This window comes from Vibrio sp. vnigr-6D03 (genome assembly GCF_002835515.1).
GTDB classification, from domain to species: Bacteria; Pseudomonadota; Gammaproteobacteria; order Enterobacterales; family Vibrionaceae; genus Vibrio; species Vibrio penaeicida.
This window is the reverse complement of sequence record NZ_PIZL01000003.1, coordinates 46,656-62,942: the sequence shown is the minus strand read 5'-3', so window position 1 is coordinate 62,942 and position 16,287 is coordinate 46,656. Positions and strand designations below refer to the sequence as shown.

Annotated in this window: 16 protein-coding genes; 7 read left to right on the top strand and 9 right to left on the bottom strand. The window is 43.8% G+C overall.

Annotated features, from left to right (window positions below; all coding sequences use genetic code 11):
• Positions 1-131: 131 nt before the first annotated feature.
• Together CW749_RS04965 and CW749_RS04960 are read left to right on the top strand one after the other, a co-directional pair.
• A complete protein-coding gene (locus tag CW749_RS04965; RefSeq protein WP_101110941.1) occupies positions 132-1,538 on the top strand; it encodes a hypothetical protein in 1,407 nt (468 codons plus the stop codon).
• 14 nt (positions 1,539-1,552) lie between these two features.
• Positions 1,553-2,272 (top strand): hypothetical protein, encoded by a 720-nt coding sequence (locus CW749_RS04960; protein WP_101110940.1) that lies wholly within the window; start codon positions 1,553-1,555, stop codon positions 2,270-2,272.
• 75 nt (positions 2,273-2,347) lie between these two features.
• On the opposite strand, the gene CW749_RS04955 is transcribed toward CW749_RS04960, so the two are convergent.
• The 5 genes from CW749_RS04955 to CW749_RS04935 all read right to left on the bottom strand — a co-directional run bounded on the left by CW749_RS04955 (position 2,348) and on the right by CW749_RS04935 (position 7,345).
• Positions 2,348-3,763, bottom strand: coding sequence for an FAD-binding oxidoreductase (locus CW749_RS04955; RefSeq protein ID WP_101110939.1), 1,416 nt, complete (start codon positions 3,761-3,763; stop codon positions 2,348-2,350).
• A 147-nt stretch (positions 3,764-3,910) separates the two neighbouring features.
• On the bottom strand, positions 3,911-4,972 hold the full coding sequence (locus CW749_RS04950; RefSeq protein ID WP_101110938.1) for a polysaccharide deacetylase family protein: 1,062 nt from the start codon (positions 4,970-4,972) through the stop codon (positions 3,911-3,913).
• Positions 4,973-5,139: 167 nt separating this feature from the next.
• Positions 5,140-5,976: an alpha/beta hydrolase gene (locus CW749_RS04945; RefSeq protein ID WP_101110937.1), complete on the bottom strand. Its 837-nt coding sequence runs from the start codon at positions 5,974-5,976 to the stop codon at positions 5,140-5,142.
• Between the two features lie 110 nt (positions 5,977-6,086).
• The gene (locus CW749_RS04940; protein WP_201796992.1) at positions 6,087-6,557 is read right to left on the bottom strand and encodes a DM13 domain-containing protein; all 471 of its coding nucleotides are present in this window, start codon (positions 6,555-6,557) and stop codon (positions 6,087-6,089) included.
• A gap of 26 nt (positions 6,558-6,583) precedes the next feature.
• The gene (locus tag CW749_RS04935) at positions 6,584-7,345 is read right to left on the bottom strand and encodes a 1-acylglycerol-3-phosphate O-acyltransferase (protein WP_101110935.1); all 762 of its coding nucleotides are present in this window, start codon (positions 7,343-7,345) and stop codon (positions 6,584-6,586) included.
• A gap of 315 nt (positions 7,346-7,660) precedes the next feature.
• Between CW749_RS04935 and CW749_RS04930 the strand changes: the two genes are divergently transcribed.
• On the top strand, positions 7,661-9,754 hold the full coding sequence (locus CW749_RS04930; RefSeq protein ID WP_101110934.1) for a hypothetical protein: 2,094 nt from the start codon (positions 7,661-7,663) through the stop codon (positions 9,752-9,754).
• Positions 9,755-9,807: 53 nt separating this feature from the next.
• On the opposite strand, the gene CW749_RS04925 is transcribed toward CW749_RS04930, so the two are convergent.
• Positions 9,808-10,224 (bottom strand): VOC family protein, encoded by a 417-nt coding sequence (locus CW749_RS04925; protein ID WP_101110933.1) that lies wholly within the window; start codon positions 10,222-10,224, stop codon positions 9,808-9,810.
• A 351-nt stretch (positions 10,225-10,575) separates the two neighbouring features.
• On the opposite strand from CW749_RS04925, the gene CW749_RS04920 reads away from it, so the two are divergent.
• From CW749_RS04920 to CW749_RS04905, 4 genes are all read left to right on the top strand, one after another.
• Complete coding sequence (locus CW749_RS04920) at positions 10,576-10,884, top strand: ribbon-helix-helix domain-containing protein (protein WP_101110932.1); 309 nt, start codon at positions 10,576-10,578, stop codon at positions 10,882-10,884.
• Positions 10,885-11,059: 175 nt separating this feature from the next.
• Positions 11,060-11,455 carry a VOC family protein gene (locus CW749_RS04915; RefSeq protein WP_101110931.1) on the top strand — a complete coding sequence of 132 codons (396 nt, stop codon included), beginning with the start codon at positions 11,060-11,062 and terminating at the stop codon, positions 11,453-11,455.
• Between the two features lie 24 nt (positions 11,456-11,479).
• Positions 11,480-12,010, top strand: coding sequence for a twin-arginine translocation signal domain-containing protein (locus tag CW749_RS04910; RefSeq protein ID WP_101110930.1), 531 nt, complete (start codon positions 11,480-11,482; stop codon positions 12,008-12,010).
• Positions 12,003-13,574: a GMC family oxidoreductase gene (locus CW749_RS04905; RefSeq protein ID WP_101110929.1), complete on the top strand. Its 1,572-nt coding sequence runs from the start codon at positions 12,003-12,005 to the stop codon at positions 13,572-13,574. The genes CW749_RS04910 and CW749_RS04905 overlap by 8 nt, the downstream gene beginning before the upstream one ends.
• Positions 13,575-13,624: 50 nt before the next feature.
• Here CW749_RS04905 and CW749_RS04900 read toward each other — a convergent pair whose 3' ends face one another.
• The 3 genes from CW749_RS04900 to CW749_RS04890 are packed head-to-tail and all read right to left on the bottom strand — an operon-like array spanning position 13,625 to position 16,286.
• Entirely contained in the window at positions 13,625-14,428 is an 804-nt protein-coding gene (locus CW749_RS04900; RefSeq protein ID WP_101110928.1) for a phosphodiesterase, read from the bottom strand.
• Positions 14,406-15,494, bottom strand: a complete 1,089-nt coding sequence (locus CW749_RS04895) for an ABC transporter ATP-binding protein (protein WP_101110927.1) — start codon at positions 15,492-15,494, stop codon at positions 14,406-14,408. The genes CW749_RS04900 and CW749_RS04895 overlap by 23 nt, the downstream gene beginning before the upstream one ends.
• Entirely contained in the window at positions 15,495-16,286 is a 792-nt protein-coding gene (locus tag CW749_RS04890) for an ABC transporter permease subunit (protein ID WP_101110926.1), read from the bottom strand. It lies immediately after the preceding gene.
• Position 16,287 lies beyond the last annotated feature (1 nt).

Below are 16,287 nucleotides of genomic sequence, written 5' to 3'. Positions count from 1 at the left end.
GTTTCCCATAACAGAAAAAGCAATGCTATCGCCACCCAAGCAAAAATCTTTTGTTTGGGTGGCTCATTTCAAAAAGAAATTCAACAAATTTTGCGTTGGGATTAATACCCAACATGAATCAAGGAAAAACCATGATTAAAACTTTCCGTATTGTTGCCGTCGGATTGCTCGCAATCTCGGGGTCAGCAATTGTAAGCAATGCCGCAGCAGAAACAGAGCCAGAAGTGCCAGTCAGTGACGAGTACTTTCAATCGGTATTAGTCAGCAAAGACTTTACGTTTGAAGATGGCTACATGATTGAATCCGCCGATTTTACTGGTGATGGCTATCCGGACATCGTGACGTTTGGACTCGGTGCTTATTCAAAGGTATTGATTGATGACAATGTCTATTCGTACCCGTTGAAGTCAAAAATATACTTATTTGAAAACCCTGGAATCGAGATTGATCAAGGCGACCAATCGTGGAAGCACAGAGTTATCGCGGATCTCGATACGCCTGTTGCGTTGAATAAAGTCGATATCGATGGTGATGGAGACATTGATATTTTGATGAGCAACGAATATGGCAAAGACGTTAATGAACCTTTAAACGGTGGCGGAGCGTACTTTTGGTTAGAAAACCCAGGAAAGAAAGGTCTAGAGCAAGACAAGCCATGGGTGAAACACCTTATTGGTAATCACACGGCGATGCACCGTATTGTGGTTGGCAAGTTTACGCAAAACGCCAAGCCCCAAATCATTGCCATGCCCGTCACCGGAAAACAACACAATGTTCACGCCGCAATTCCCCTTGCCATTCACACGGTTCCAAGTAACCCCAAACAAGTAGAGCCTTGGGATAAAACCATCATAATGGATAGTTATTTCCATGTTATTCATGATGCTTGGGTAGGGAAAAATGACGCCCTAAGCGATTTTGATGTTCTACTAGTGGGCAGCCAAGAAGGGATCAATTGGCTCTATTTTGGTCGAGATGAGAAATGGCACATCGAGCCAGTGAGTAAAGGGGAAACGGATCTATCGCCGTACATTAACCCCGTAACAAATGAACCCAAAACCGTGAACTGGTTTACCGGAACCAATACGCCAGCTCCAGGGAAAGTAAATGGACAACCGCACAAATTTATCGCGGCAATCGAGCCTTTCCACGGCACCAAACTCGCCACATACGTAAACAAAGACGGGGCTTGGCAGCGAAATGTCATTGGGCAATTTGGTGAAGTGGACTCACAAGGTTTTGGTACAGGACACTACATGCTGACTCATGACTTCGACCAAGATGGAACCGACGAATTTATTGGTGTTTTCTTACGTCCACCCGCAGGGCTTATTTACGGAAAGGTCAGCGATCTTGAAAGCAACTCATTCGATGTCGTCAGGGTGTTTGAGAAATCAACTGCACGCGCAACGCTGGCTGATTTTAACCAAGATGGAAAAAAAGACATCGCCACCATTGGATACAAAGTCCGCTTTTACTATGAAGAAGACGAACCTCAGCTCTACATCCACTTAAACATTATCGATTCCAACAAGTAAAAGAGATTATTCCTATGAAATATCATAATGAGCAATGCGCGCGCAAAACAGACGTTGATTTTGGATGCAAACAAATCACTGGAGCCTATATCGAAGCTGCCGAACTTTACCCCATTGGCGAACGCACTATTGTCATCAACGTAAGTGACGAAGACATTGTCATATCGGGCGACCCAGTGACTCGATTAGCCCCTCGTAAATCATTGGTTTCACAAGACACGACCATTGTTTCGGCTAAGCAGGTATTGCTTGTAAACGTCGTGACTCAAGAAAACCTTGGTAATGTTCTCCTTCAAGATGGCTGGCAGCTTGCTAGTGACATTTTTGGTGAGGGCTTAAATGGTGTGCCACTTTGGCGCTCACCCATCACAACCGTTGGGAGTGTTATTCAACCAGACATTGCTACGTTCGATCAGAGCCCTCTTCCTGTTTGTGATATTAAGATCAACCTTTGGTACGCGCCATCACGTACCGACTGCGCCATTCACAACCATGAAACCGATGATTTTATTGAATACCACACTCAAATCGTAGGTGTAGGAAGGATGCAAAAGTTCAAAGATGAACGAAAAGAGTCGCTTTATGAAGACATCATTTTAGCGCAAGGAAATACGCATGAATTGTTCTGCGTCGTTAATGACCCCGTAGAGCAAAGGTATGACTACCCTTGGCATCAATACTATTCAGACACCGACTGCATTTGGTTGGTAACGGAATTACATCCTAGAAGGTAAGCTTGTTGTCATAACACGCAGAACAGGCTGGACTGGTCTGCGTGTTAATGTACCCTCGAAACGAATCAGTAGAACCTAATTCGGCAAAATTGACGGCTGAAAATATTGCTTGTAAAAATTGTTCATCAGTCTGTGATTCGGATCGAATTGGTTTTTCAATGCTCTGAATTCACACCAAGCTGGGTAAGCTAACTCAAATTGCTCCTGACTTGGAAAGCGTTGATAGGTAAGGTAATAGGTTCCACCTTGTTCTAACGCTTTATCCACCAACTCCCTTGTCCAGATACCAGCGTGCTCAATCGATGATGAATTTATCTCCATATTAATAAATAGAACCACCGCTATCATCTCATCCGCCGCGTAACTTAACGTTGCTTCTTGATTTTCTGGTAAGTAACGTAACGTCATACTCAGCAAATTGACGTTATGCCTTTCCAGCACACTCCGAATTTCATCCATAAAAACAGGAAATCGACCCACGGGTACAAAGTACTCTTGCAAAATATCGGTGTCTTTTTCCGAATAATAATCGAGAAAACGAATGGGGGGTCGCATGGCATTGTTGCGCGAAATCAATTCGGTCTCACCTTCGATATCAACCAATTGATGTTGTAGATACCAGCGAACAGACTTACCGAAATCACTATGCCTTGATCTATTAAAGATAAATCGATTCCTAGCGATATTCGACTCTTCTACCAGCTGTGTACTGATTCTCTCGTTACTCTTTTGGGTATAATTGATGCTGTAGCAATCGCGTAAGAAGGTATCGTCTCTAACAATCGAGCAACGACCGTAATGCAACTCTATCTTTTGACTCTTCAATTCGGCATCGAGTTGAGCCCAATAATGTGTGTAGTCGACGGCTTTTACCGACTTTTCTAGTTGAACATTATCAGTTAACTCAAAAGTCGCATCGATTATCACGCCGATGTTTCCATATCCACCTACGACGGAATAAAAGATATCTTGGTTTTGCGTGCGAGATGCCGTAACAATATCACCACTTGGCAACGCAACATTCATACTTACTAATGTTTCAATAAGCGAACTGTAGTTTGGGTCTCTGCCATGAATATTGGCAGATATCGATCCTCCAACTGAGAAAATATTGGAGGATTGCATTACTTTTACTGAAAGCCCAAAGGGGTTCACGGCCTTTTGTACCTGATCCCAAGTGGCGCCACTTTGGACTTTTACTTGCTTGTTTTCCAAAGAAACAGAAAGTACTTTGTTGAAACCACTCATGTCCAATACCAATGCGCCAGCATGAGTAATATGCCCACCTTGGCTATGTTTCGTGCCTGATATAACAATGGGTAGACTGTGCTTAGCCCCCATTTTTAACGCATCTTGAATGTCGCTGTGTGTCGTCGGGACATACACGGTGCGAATCTTTTCTTCATTGAGGCGGCTCACATCATTCCACGTTGCGCTATTAGAATGAAAAGTCGCTCCGATTAAAAATAAGGCTAAAATTTTGGCTTTCATTATTAACTCAATCGACTGAAATGATGAAAATCATAACCATATGATTAATATATTCATATAAGTATGACTAAACAGATTAAGCCTTCTAACTCAGTATTCATCAACAAAAAAAGGAAGCCGAAGCTTCCCTTAGATTAACGCCTGTTTTTACCAATTATGAATAACTATCTCACCACGGTCTGGCGTTGCATCGAAGATAATGGATTGATCATCCCATTTGAACGCAAGAGCTTGTCCTGCTTGCTCTACCTTCTTTACACCAAATTGTGCTGGCACTTTCACTTTCAGTGTCAGCGGCTCGTCGTAGACTTCATCGGCTAGGGTATCGGTTAAGTTTAGCGTCATCACTTTTTCATCTACGCTGACTAAATCGACAGTCGCAACCGCTTTTTGCTTGTGATATTTCACTGCTTTTTCGAACGTGGTTACCCAAGCATCATCTTTGGATTTCACAATATCCAGCTGGTTTTCAAACACATCTTGCGGAACCAAATCACTCCAGTCGGCGCCGCCATCTGGTCCGACAATACTGTGCCAAGTTAGGATATACAAACCGCCTGACTCCAATGCAAAATCCAAGACAAATTCAAATTTTTCCAAGTCTTGAAGAATGTAAGCATTGGTTGAACGAAGGTAGTAATACGCCCCTTCCCATGTGGCAAAGTCGTAAGGCATCACCACATATTTAGCCGGATCCCATGCCCGCGCGGCAATGAAGCCTGTGTCGTGAAGATATTTAGCAATATCGCTATTGTAGCTACCAAATGGATAAGCAAATGTTGTTGGGCGCTTACCCGTATTCGCTTCAATTCTGTCTGAGGCGAACTTCACTTCATCATCATAACGATCTGGAGTAACTGGCGGGTGCGTTATGCCCTGCCAGTCGGTATAATCATCGTTAAAATCGTGGTGAAGTACCGTATGGTTAGCCATTTCAATGCCAGCATTATGGCCTTGAACGATAGGCTCCCATCCTAGCCATTCTGCCGTTGATGTGGTGACAAATATCGTCGCTGCCATATCACGTTCCATAAGCTGAGGAATCGCAATGTCTTTCTGACCTGGCGAGTAGTCGTCGAATGCCAGTACCACTGCTGCGTCTTGGAACCCCTTCCAATTCGCAATTTCGTAATCCAGTTGAGTGCTTGCCATAGCAGGTGCCGACAAAAGCCCAACGCAAGCCATCATAGTTAACTTATTGATAGTCATCGTATTATCCTTATTGAACAACCGACAACCATCCTGTGCTACTTACACGCGATCTTCAAAGTTTAATAAAAGAACTGCAATCAGACACTCACCCAAACATGTAATTGATAATTAACATAATTTCCGAAATCGTCAGCAAAATAAATGCCATGGGTATGGTTTCTAATCTATAGTCCTTGGTTTTTCTTTGATGCGCTCACAATGAATTTTTCGACCTCGGCGTAGAAAAGCGATGGATCATTTTGCACCCAGTGATTCGCGCCTTTAAACGAAACATTGTTTAAGGTTTGTATAAAGTTAAGGGCTCGCTCGCACCCCTCAAGGCTCTGGGTTCCCCAAAAATAAGTAGTGGGTATTGATAGGTTTTCGAATATTTGCCCCCAACTTACAACACCACGGCTATCCTGAGTATCATGTTGAGCATAGATCTCACTCGCCGTTGCTCCCAACACTAATGGGTCACAACGCCTAAGCGAAGATAAATACTTAACCCCGGCACCATGATGCCATTTAAGGGTAAACCGTTTTGCGAACCCTTCACCTTTCACCCACTCTGAGAATTCCGCTTTTGTTAATCCCGAATACTGTTCCGCAATGATTTGAGAAAGAATGATGCTCTCTTCATGAAGCCCGCCTTCGGCATTAATGAACCCCTCAACGATACGATTCGTATCAAACTGGCAGACCAGCGTGGAAATGTCGCCTCCCCATGAATGCCCGAGTAGGTAGCATCCATCAATGCCCATTTGATCTAACGCTTTTAGAATACGCTTTGCTTGCGTTTCCGTGGAATGGGAAGAGCAAGAAGCAGGTGAATAGCCATAACCACACATGTCAAACATGATTAGGTTGTAGTTGGGCAGCCAATCAATGGCATCAGCGAAACATTGATGAGACTCCCCTAAACCATGGATAAGGACGAGTGTTTCTTGAGTTTCTACCTTTTGCGTGGATAAGCAATACAGGCTATCCCCATCAATTTGTAACCATTTTTCGACTAACACTTATTTTCATGCTCCCTTTTGATATTGCTTAATCTTAACCAAACCAACGCCTATTGAAACAAAAAAAAGTGCGCGATAAGCACACTTTTATAAAATATTCATGGGATAAATTATTGGTATTTTGCTGCTGTAATAAATTGCCCAAAAGACTCACACCAAACTATAACGCTATTAAAGTTTTCTGGCTTGATGCCTGCTGGTACTTCAACAACGAAATTCTCAAAAGTTTTCACGTCTCCCACTTGAACCATTTGCGATTTTATCCGATTGAAATCCGATTCCGTCTCTACAAATTCTGGCGAAAGATAGAGCTTGTAGTCTGGCCCTGGAGCAAGTTCTCCTTCCAGAGTGATAAATTCTGAACCGATAGAAACGGCTCCTTCCCCCCAATGAAGTGCATCACTGTCTTCGAGTTCTTTTATAAATTGAGCAGTAAACAGTGTTTCAAGGGATTTCTCTTCAATCACAGATGTACTTGGGGCTGGCGGCGCAGTAAGAATAGGAAGTGCATAGATACCGGCACCAAAACCCAACGCCCCAACAACGCCGTGAGTAGCAATAAGTAGGGCCAACGTACGTATTTTCATTATATTCACCTGAGTAAAGATTAAACCTGTGGTTTTGAACTAAGCTGATTATTGCTAGACGCCTCTAAGCGCTCTACCTCTTTGTTAAGTTCTGCAATTTTTTCACTCATTAGCTTATGACATCTATCCGCCAGTTTTCTAGCATCCGCTAGCTGATAATCCGACACATCAATGGGTTCCAGCATTTCAGTAATCACTATGCCATTGTTGATCCGGTTAAGTGAAAACTTATTATGAGCATTGCTGACACACATTGGCGTAATAGGCACACCCGCTTCGATTGCTGTGCGAAACGCCCCTGTTTTAAAAGGCAACAAACCACGCCCTTTGCTTCGGGTTCCTTCTGGATAAATCCATACAGATAAATCACGTTGATGAATGGCTTCCGACACTTGTTTAATTGTGTTTCGGGCTTTGGACTTATCTTCACGATTAATCAAGATATTGCCGGTAATCCAGTAAAGCTGACCAAAGAATGGAAGCCACAACAAATCCCGTTTTCCCAAAGTCACCGTTCTTGGGCGCAACATGCCGGGAGAAGTGACAAAATCAAACACGTTCTGATGATTGGAAATGTAGACACTATTATCAGGTGTTGGTGCATTCTCTAACCCACGTTGTACCAGCTTTATGCCAAAGAGCTTATGAAGCTGATTAAACCAACGGCAAAATGTATAAACATGCTTAGGGTTTCTGGGGTTAAAAGCGCAGTATAGACAGGCACATATAGTAATAACGACCAAAAACACCCCAACTAACAATAATCGTAGAACAGCAAGCAAAACTCTCTCCTTATCGAGTATGGCGGCTAAAACCGCACTAATTCAGATTGTTATACTCAAGCTAACTCAATATGAAAAGTTCGGTAACCGTTAATTGAGTGCAGAGTTAGAGTTTTCACTCAATTTCAATCAAATGCAACTTCTGTACAGCCACCCTCTTTATGCCTAAGTAACCTCATTGATTGCAAAAAGCGCCTCAAAAGGTCAACAGACCCTAATTACGATCATATTAATACCCAACATATTATTCTCCGCTTACTTCTACTCTAACAATCTCTAATTATTAACAATTCCTCGAATAGGTAAACTCGGCTTATGTTAAATAAAACAGTATTGGCGCTGGCAGTGACCGTTCTGCTTAGTGCCTGCGGCGGCGGCAGTTCTTCTACCAATGAACCCGTACAAAAACCAACACCGACACCAACAAGCAAAACGATAACCGTCATCGACGGCTACCTTAGTAATGCCGCCGTATGTATTGATAGAAACAAAAATGGTCAATGTGATAACGGCGAGCAACTGAGCACAACGACGGATGCTTCTGGAAAGATAACCATTGATAAAGCGGATTTTGCCTACCCAATCATTGCACAAGTGATTGCAGGTCAAACTCAGGACTCAGACACTCCGGGTTACCTAAGCCATTCCTATGAAATGATTGCTGCCGCAGGTGAAGAGACCATTACGCCATTTACGACGTTAGCTAAGATCCACAAAATGGACATGTCGGCGTTAGCTGCAAGCTTAAACCTTCCTTTAGATGCTTTCACCGGAGATTATGTCGCTAAAAAGACGTCAAACAACGACTCCGCCAAAGCACATTTGTTTGCACGCGCCATCACTCAACAATTTAGTGAAAACCTTTCAGATGCGGATGCCAACGAACTGCTCACAATGTCTGGCAAGTTAACGGCAGAAATAGCAAAGCTTGTTAACGAAGGTAAAGATCTGGATAGCGTGGATCTGGGCTTCGATTCTGATGGTAAGGTCAAAAGAAAAGACAAATACCAAGGCTTAACGAAATATCTCGAATCTGGAAAGTTTTGGGTATCAACACTCAACAACAATGATTACCTGCTGCAAACAGCGAATTTTGCAGATGGCAAAATGAATGGATCTCTATTTGGCGCAACAGACAAACCTTATGAAATAGCAGGTAAGTCTTTAACGTTCACTGACTCGAATACGTCTATGGACTTCTTCTATGTCACGCCAGAATTTGCATTAAGCTTTTCTTCCATCAACCATTTACCACTGATTTGGAGTAAGCAAGATTTTGTTTCCGGTGTTGAAGCTGATGTAAAGGCATCGGATTTAATAGGTAAACGCTGGTACCACATCCGCGATATCATCGACGTTGACCAACACGCACAACTTCAATTGGTTGAACTTCACTTTAAAGATGCTCAAACCGTTTCAGTGAAGCCTTATAAGGAAGAAGCGTTTGATGCAAGTTGGACGTTCACAGAAGGCACGCATAGTAATGGTGCAGCGAAGCAAACAATAGCGATCTCCTTTACTAACAATGCGCAGCACGACAGCTTGAATAGAGAGGCTGCACTCACACTCGTCACCCAGCTCCAAAGTAAAGGGGTTATTCTTGTCGACAACACTTCGAGTCAGTTGAACTCGGATAACCTGCTTATAAAAAGTAAAAAGTTTGCACACTTTATCTATGAAGAATGGGCACGAAATACTGCACAACCTATTTCAAATTTGCATGCTTATCTTACAAAAAGACGAATGTATATTAGTGAATTTCGTAATAGCGCGGGCAGTCATTTCGACACCATTTTCTTTAGCTCTGGTAACCAACTTTCAACCAGTTATTGTGGCGGGTCTTCTGGGTGTAAAAATACCCCGTACACAATAGCAAACCAAACTCTCGATTTTGACCAATATCAGTTTGAATTTATCGATACGAATACGGCCTACATGTTAAGTTTCGATAAAAACGATGAACTGGCAATTTGGACAACGCCAAAATTTTGGAGAGCATCCAAGAATATCGATGATTCATTTGTTAGGGGAAATACTTTCTATCACCTTCGAGATATTACCTCTTCCACCCAACATGCTATCCCTGTTTTAACCACACTAGCGTTTGGCGATGATAACACCGTCACCGTTACTCCAGAGGGCGAAACAGGGTTTACGGCAACATGGGAAGTCAAAGATTGGAAAGATCACAATCAAAGAGAGTACCGCATAATTGACATTGTTTTCCCTGAAGGAGAAAAGGATAGACCGAGTTTGCGCAAAGAAAACGGAATGAGACTAGAGGTTTACTTCTCAACACCTAACCTGTCTTTAACCGACAACCACGCAAGCATCGCTATGAATCGGGATAACATGCTCTTCTCTAACGAAGCCCTAGCGAGATCAATTTATACTCGTTGGAAAAAGTAAATTCTTTGAGAATGTCTTTATTTATAAAGGCTGCGTTTTGCAGCCTTTTTAGATTAACGCTGCGCCATCGGATGATCGGGATTCATTTGAAGCAAATCCCAAAGGTTTCCGTACAAATCTTCAAATACGGCAACGGTGCCATAATCTTGTTCGCTGGGTTCACGAACAAAATGAATGCCTTTTTCTTTCATGCTATTGAAGTCTCGCCAAAAATCATCAGTGCGTAAAAACAAAAATACCCTACCGCCCGCTTGGTTTCCAATAAACGGTCTTTGCTCAGGCTTTGATGCTTTCGCCAGTAGTAATGCTACGCCATCAGACCCCGGAGGAGATACCACAACCCAACGTTTATCCTGTTCTGGTTGATAGGTATCTTCTACTAATTCGAAGTTGAGTTTATTGATATAAAAGTCGAGCGCGTCATCGTAATCATCAACGACGAGAGAAATATGGATGATACTTTGTTTCATGTGACTGCCCCTGATATTAAGAGGCTACATGTTATCAAACCGTATTCGAGAACAAAGAGAATATTAGGACTAACCAGGATTCCATTCAGTCATGACCGAGCTAACTTGAATCAAATATGAGACTTGAGGTGACTCTTCATCCCATAACCTCATCGCCACATTTGATTGAAGTAGTGTTTACGCTCTATTTTTCAGAGGATTAACAACCAACGGACTTTGGTTTCGGCTTTTAAGGTAGTGGTTGTAATTGCACCATTATTGAACAAATATTAACCTACCTTCTAGGGCTTTTTTATTTGGCTCTGGTTGATGATCCAATTTCTCGAATGCTGGTATGAGAGGGAGGAACCCATGTGCTATATATTTGCTGGTCAATCGCCAGAGAATTACCAATTTGTCTCGCGCTCTGTTCGATTAGGTGGTCATTCCACCAGTGTTCGGCTTGAGTCTAAGTTTTGGACGGTTATTGATGAAATAGCCACAGTTCAACATATGACAACGGGTCAGTTTCTTTCATTACTTTATGATGAAGCCACCGACTTACATGGCGACATATCCAATTTTGCCTCATTGCTCCGATGCTCCTGCGTGATGTACCTTTCTCAGCCAGAAAAAGTACTCAAAACCGCCAAGCAGCAACTTCACGCTCAGGCTCATTGATCGAGTGAAGCACTATACTTAAGCTACCTAATACTGCTCCCCTAATATCGGTATAGGTGCGAGCACACGTCAATAAAGTTACATTTTTTTAACATGTGGTAGCATACTACCACCACCACTCAATGGTTCGCGTTTATATTGATTTAAGAATCAATAACAGCAAAGTGAGCCACAAATGACAAAAGCCATTCACACCATGATTCGAGTACTTAACTTGGATCGCTCCATTCAATTTTACTCGACCGCCCTTGGGTTAGAACTCGCGGATCAATATGAATTTGAAGGGTTTACCTTAACCTATTTGCGCGATCCGAATTCCGGATTTGAAGTCGAGCTGACCCTGAATCACGGTCGAGATTCTCCCTATGAACATGGCGATGCCTATGGTCACTTAGCGGTATGCATCGACAATATCGAGCAAACTCATCACTCGTTAACTGAAGCGGGATTTACCCCTACTCCCGTTAAGTCGATGCAACATAACAACAAAACCATGGCGACGTTCTTTTTCTTAACCGATCCCGACGGTTACAAAATTGAATTTTTGCAAAAACATGGACGATTCCAATAACGGATTACACTGGAGGTCGTAAGGATGAACGATCAAAACCTAAGTAGAAGAAAGTTTCTAAAACTCTCTTCGGTTAGTGCAGCAACAGCGCTAACACTCAGCCTTTCTGGATATTCGCTTGCTGGACAAAAATGGCAAATGAAGGTCTCGAAACTCAATACCGAAGAAGCCAACTTACTATTGGCATTATGTCGACGTATCTACCCTCACCCGCACCTTGCCGATTTCTTTTATGGCGCGTGTGTGGAAAGCCTCGACGGGCAATTGTCTGGCGACAGCCTTGCTTCCTTCAAACAAGGATTGTCGACGCTCAACAAGAGTGGATTTTCTACGATGTCCGTAACGGCTCAAGACGCCGTTTTAAACAAGCTTTCCTCTGAACCTTTCTTTCAAACAGTGCGAGGCAACATGGTGGTTTCTTTGTACAACAACCCAAAAATTTGGGCGAAGTTTGGCTATGAGGGACCTTCCTTTTCAAAAGGAGGATATTTGCATCGCGGTTTTGATGACATTGATTGGCTGCCAATGGAAAACAAGGAGGTGTCCAATGGCTAAATTTGAACTTGCTGACAGCAGCGTCGTGGTCGTGATTGGGTCCGGCGCAGGCGGGGGGACGCTCGCCAATGAGCTGTGTCAAAAAGGAGTAAAGGTGGTGTGTTTGGAAGCTGGCACGCATTTAAACTACGCCAAAGACTTTAAAAACGATGAATGGCACATGTTTGGCAAAGAAGCGTGGTTGGATAAAAGAACGACCTCTGGCACATGGGAAGTTGCGCGCGATTTCCCTAACTTACCCGCCTGGATTTGTAAAACCGTTGGCGGCTCAACCCTCCATTGGGCAGGCGCCAGTTTAAGAATTCAAGAACACGAGTTTAAGGCTCTCACTCACTACGGAGAAGTGAAAGACGCGGCGTTACTCGATTGGCCAATTACCCTTGCCGAACTCGAACCTTACTACGACAAGGCCGAAGACAAAATGGGGGTCACGCGCACTCACGATATACCTGGCTTGCCAGGGAACAATAACTACAAAGTCATGGAAGCGGGTGCCCGTAAACTCGGCTATAAGCAAGTGCATACGGGTAGAATGGCGATTAACTCTCAGCCTCGTGATGGTCGCCCTGGCTGCATGCAACTTGGGTTTTGTTTTCAAGGGTGCCGTATGTCGGCTAAATGGTCGACACTGTATACAGAAATCCCTAAAGCAGAAGCCACAGGGAATTTCGAACTGCGTTCAAGCAGCACAGTGCTGAAAGTCACCCATAACGATAAAGGGCTCGTCGATGGTGTGCTCTATGCAGACAAAGATGGTAACCAACAGCACCAGAAAGCTCGAATCGTCTGTATTGCAGGTAACTCCATTGAGAGCCCAAGAATATTGCTCAACTCTGCTTCTAACATGTTCCCAGATGGCTTAGCGAACAGCTCCGGTGAAGTCGGCCGAAACTACATGCGCCACATGACCGGATCGGTTTACGCGGAGTTCAGTAAGCCGGTTAATATGTACCGAGGCACCACCATGGCGGGAATCATTCAAGACGAATCGATTCACGATCCTAGCCGAGGGTTTGTGGGTGGATTTGAGATGGAAACCTTGTCTCTTGGCTTGCCCTTCATGGCCGCTTTCCTTAAACCCGGAGCATGGGGTACCGATTTTGCCAACTCAATGGAGCAATATGAACACATGGCAGGCATGTGGCTAGTCGGTGAAGACATGCCACGTTCCTCGAATCGTGTTTCACTGAATTCCGATGAATTGGACGCTAACGGTTTGCCCATACCTAACGTTCATTACGACGATCACCCCAATGATGTGGCGATGCGGGAGTACGCTTATGAAAAAGGCGAACAAGTGTATGAAGCCGTCGGGGCAATCAAAACCCATCGCGTTGTGCCTTATCCTTCCACTCATAACTTAGGGACAAACCGAATGAGTGAGAAAGCGAAAGATGGTGTGGTTAACCGTTGGGGGCAAACCCACGATATCAAAAATCTCTTTGTATCGGACGGTAGTCAGTTCACCACAGGTGCGGCGGAAAACCCGACGCTAACCATCGTGGCACTCGCCATAAGGCAAGCGGATTACATTGCTGAGCAATTGGCAGCTCGAGCTCTATAACTTAGAACTCAACACCGCAGTACTGTACTGCGGTGTATATTTATGTATGGTTAGTCCACCAGCCCCTCTTTATCAAAGAATGGGAATGGCCCTTCATAGTCTCCAATGTAGCTAACATGGCTCAACACTCCCTTGTCATCTACCTTGAATAACTGAATTGCCTTAGGTTCCATTTGAAACGCTGGGATCCCTTCTTTATCAAAGTCTAATGCGACGCTATGACTGTGCGAAGGCCCAACCCAAACTGGCACGCCCTTCCAAATGGCAGTAATAGTACGATGCAAATGCCCCGTTACAATCCCAACCACTGAATCAAACGGTGCAATAACGTCCCATAACGCCTCAGCATTATGCAAGTTCTGTACATCCATATGGTTTATTCCAACTTCCATCGGAGGGTGATGCACAAACAAAAGTACGGGTTTGGACGTCTCCTTCAATTTCGATTGCAACCAATTTAAGCTGGTGCTAGCAATACACCCATGCGGCTTTTCTGGAATCGATGAATCCAGCCCAATCAGCAGGCAATGCTCTGTTTCCAGTGAGAAGTTACACTCAACAGAATCTTCAAAATCCACCAACCCTCTTAGCCCTTCACGTAAACGAATCTTGTGATCGTGATTGCCAGGAATAACGCGGACTGGCGCATTCAACTGGCTTAGCTCGTGCAGAACAATGGCATATTCTTCATCTAATCCAAAATCGCCTAAGTCGCCTGTAATAACAACCAAGTCGACATTCAAACGGTTGATGTGTTGGACCGCATCTTTAAGGCACTGCAATGTATCAACTTTTTGATACGCGAGTTTACCTTCCTTTTTAATATGTAAATCAGTCAACTGAGCAATCAGCATCTTTGCTCCCTAATAAAATAATGTGTTGGCTGTTTACGGACAAATTAACAACCTGCCCCAATTCAAAGTTTTGGCGATCAAAACAGTCAACCGCAACCGGATTCTCTAAATCACACTCTACGGTCAGCCTCGTCCTATCACCCAAGAATGCGAGGTGGGTAATGTGCCCGCTAAGAGAGTGGTCTCCTGAATCTGAAACGTACATGTCTTCCGGTCGGACCATGACGGTCATGACTTCACCCTCTTCATTATCATTCGGTTGCGATAATGGAAGGGTTTGTGCATTAGAGAGTTTAAGCGCTGCACCGTTTTTCCAACCATCGAATCGGTTGGCCTCTCCGATAAAATCGGCCACAAATGGAGAATCGGGCTGACGATAAATTGCTTCTGGCGATCCAATCTGTGCAATCTCACCATGATCAAGAACAGCAATACGATCGCCAATCACCATGGCTTCTTCCTGATCGTGTGTAACATAAACGGCGGTGATACCTAATTTTTTTAGCAGTACTTGAATATCATCTCGAAGACGTTTGCGTAATAGAGCATCCAATGCAGAAAGTGGCTCATCAAGCAGTAACACCGCAGGCTCTACGATAATGGCTCTTGCTAAAGCCACACGTTGCTTTTGCCCACCAGACAGTTGCGATATGTCTCGCTGAGAATAGGGTTCTAGATCAAACATAACCAGCATCTCTTGCAGCTTTCTCTTTCGCACTTCCTCTGATACACCTCGGATTTTTAAGCCATATTCAATATTTTGAGAGACGTTCATATTGGGAAAAAGGGCATACGACTGAAATACCATTCCAACGTTGCGCTTTTCAATTGGTAATGGCGTTACGTCTTGTTCTCCAAACGAAATGGAACCGCCACTGTCACACTGCTCCAAGCCTGCGATCATTCTTAGCGTGGTGGTTTTTCCACATCCAGAAGGCCCTAGCAAAACAAGGATTTCTCCTGGTGCGATATCTAGGCTTGTCTCCTTCAGCGCCACAGAACCATTGGGAAATGTCTTTTTAACATTATTGAGGGTAATACCCTGTATTTGATGTGCTTGATTCACTTACATTGCTCCTTTATTTGAATTTCGTTTTATCAGCTGAGTCGCCACTAACAGTGGAAGCAACAAAAGCAAAAATATAAGCGTATAGGCTGATCCGATTTCAAGTCGCATCGAGGCATAGGCATCAGCAAGCCCAACTGGCAGTGTTTTCGTTAATGGTGTGTGCAGCATCCAAGTAAGGTTAAATTCCCCTATTGATAACGTTAGTGTCATCAATGTACCGCTCACAATACCGGTAATGCAGTTAGGGACGATAATGTCGACAAATCGCCGCCAAAACCCCGCGCCCAAACTTGCTGCACCTTCTTCTAACACTTTGAAGTTAATACTGTTCAGCGCTGCAAGAATCGCATTCACCATAAATGGAAGCGTAAACACCACATGCCCAACTAAGATGAAAGCCCAACTGGATCTAAAGGTAGAAAAGTGTCCATAAGTGGTGATCAATCCGATGGATATTGCCAATCCAGGAACGGCGATGGGTAACGTAATCAGCTCTTGCAGCATTTCTGTCAGCCGGCTTCGCTGCGCCGCCAAATAATAAGCAAGCGGCACCCCTACCACTAAGTTCACGACCACCGCAGCTAAGGCAATAAATAATGTTAACCACAGCGTTTGCGAATACAGTTCCCAAACTTCAATGACCCAACGAAACGTAAGCCCGCTTTTTACGCCCACAAAGTAATTATTTGTTAGCCCAGCAAGAACCGACATAGCAACAGGAATGACCAAAAATGCACAAACTAAAATGGTGAATAAAAGAGGAATATAAAAGGTGTAATCACGCTTCATT

Bases quoted from the DNA above. Each gene is read 5' to 3' on its own strand.
- CW749_RS04905 (WP_101110929.1), top strand. From the start codon at position 12,003: ATGGCTAAATTTGAACTTGCTGACAGCAGCGTCGTGGTCGTGATTGGG.
- CW749_RS04960 (WP_101110940.1), top strand. From the start codon at position 1,553: ATGAAATATCATAATGAGCAATGCGCGCGCAAAACAGACGTTGATTTT.
- CW749_RS04910 (WP_101110930.1), top strand. From the start codon at position 11,480: ATGAACGATCAAAACCTAAGTAGAAGAAAGTTTCTAAAACTCTCTTCG.
- CW749_RS04930 (WP_101110934.1), top strand. From the start codon at position 7,661: ATGTTAAATAAAACAGTATTGGCGCTGGCAGTGACCGTTCTGCTTAGT.
- CW749_RS04915 (WP_101110931.1), top strand. From the start codon at position 11,060: ATGACAAAAGCCATTCACACCATGATTCGAGTACTTAACTTGGATCGC.
- CW749_RS04920 (WP_101110932.1), top strand. From the start codon at position 10,576: ATGTGCTATATATTTGCTGGTCAATCGCCAGAGAATTACCAATTTGTC.
- CW749_RS04965 (WP_101110941.1), top strand. From the start codon at position 132: ATGATTAAAACTTTCCGTATTGTTGCCGTCGGATTGCTCGCAATCTCG.
- CW749_RS04925 (WP_101110933.1), bottom strand. From the start codon at position 10,224: ATGAAACAAAGTATCATCCATATTTCTCTCGTCGTTGATGATTACGAT.
- CW749_RS04950 (WP_101110938.1), bottom strand. From the start codon at position 4,972: ATGACTATCAATAAGTTAACTATGATGGCTTGCGTTGGGCTTTTGTCG.
- CW749_RS04955 (WP_101110939.1), bottom strand. From the start codon at position 3,763: ATGAAAGCCAAAATTTTAGCCTTATTTTTAATCGGAGCGACTTTTCAT.
- CW749_RS04890 (WP_101110926.1), bottom strand. From the start codon at position 16,286: ATGAAGCGTGATTACACCTTTTATATTCCTCTTTTATTCACCATTTTA.
- CW749_RS04900 (WP_101110928.1), bottom strand. From the start codon at position 14,428: ATGCTGATTGCTCAGTTGACTGATTTACATATTAAAAAGGAAGGTAAA.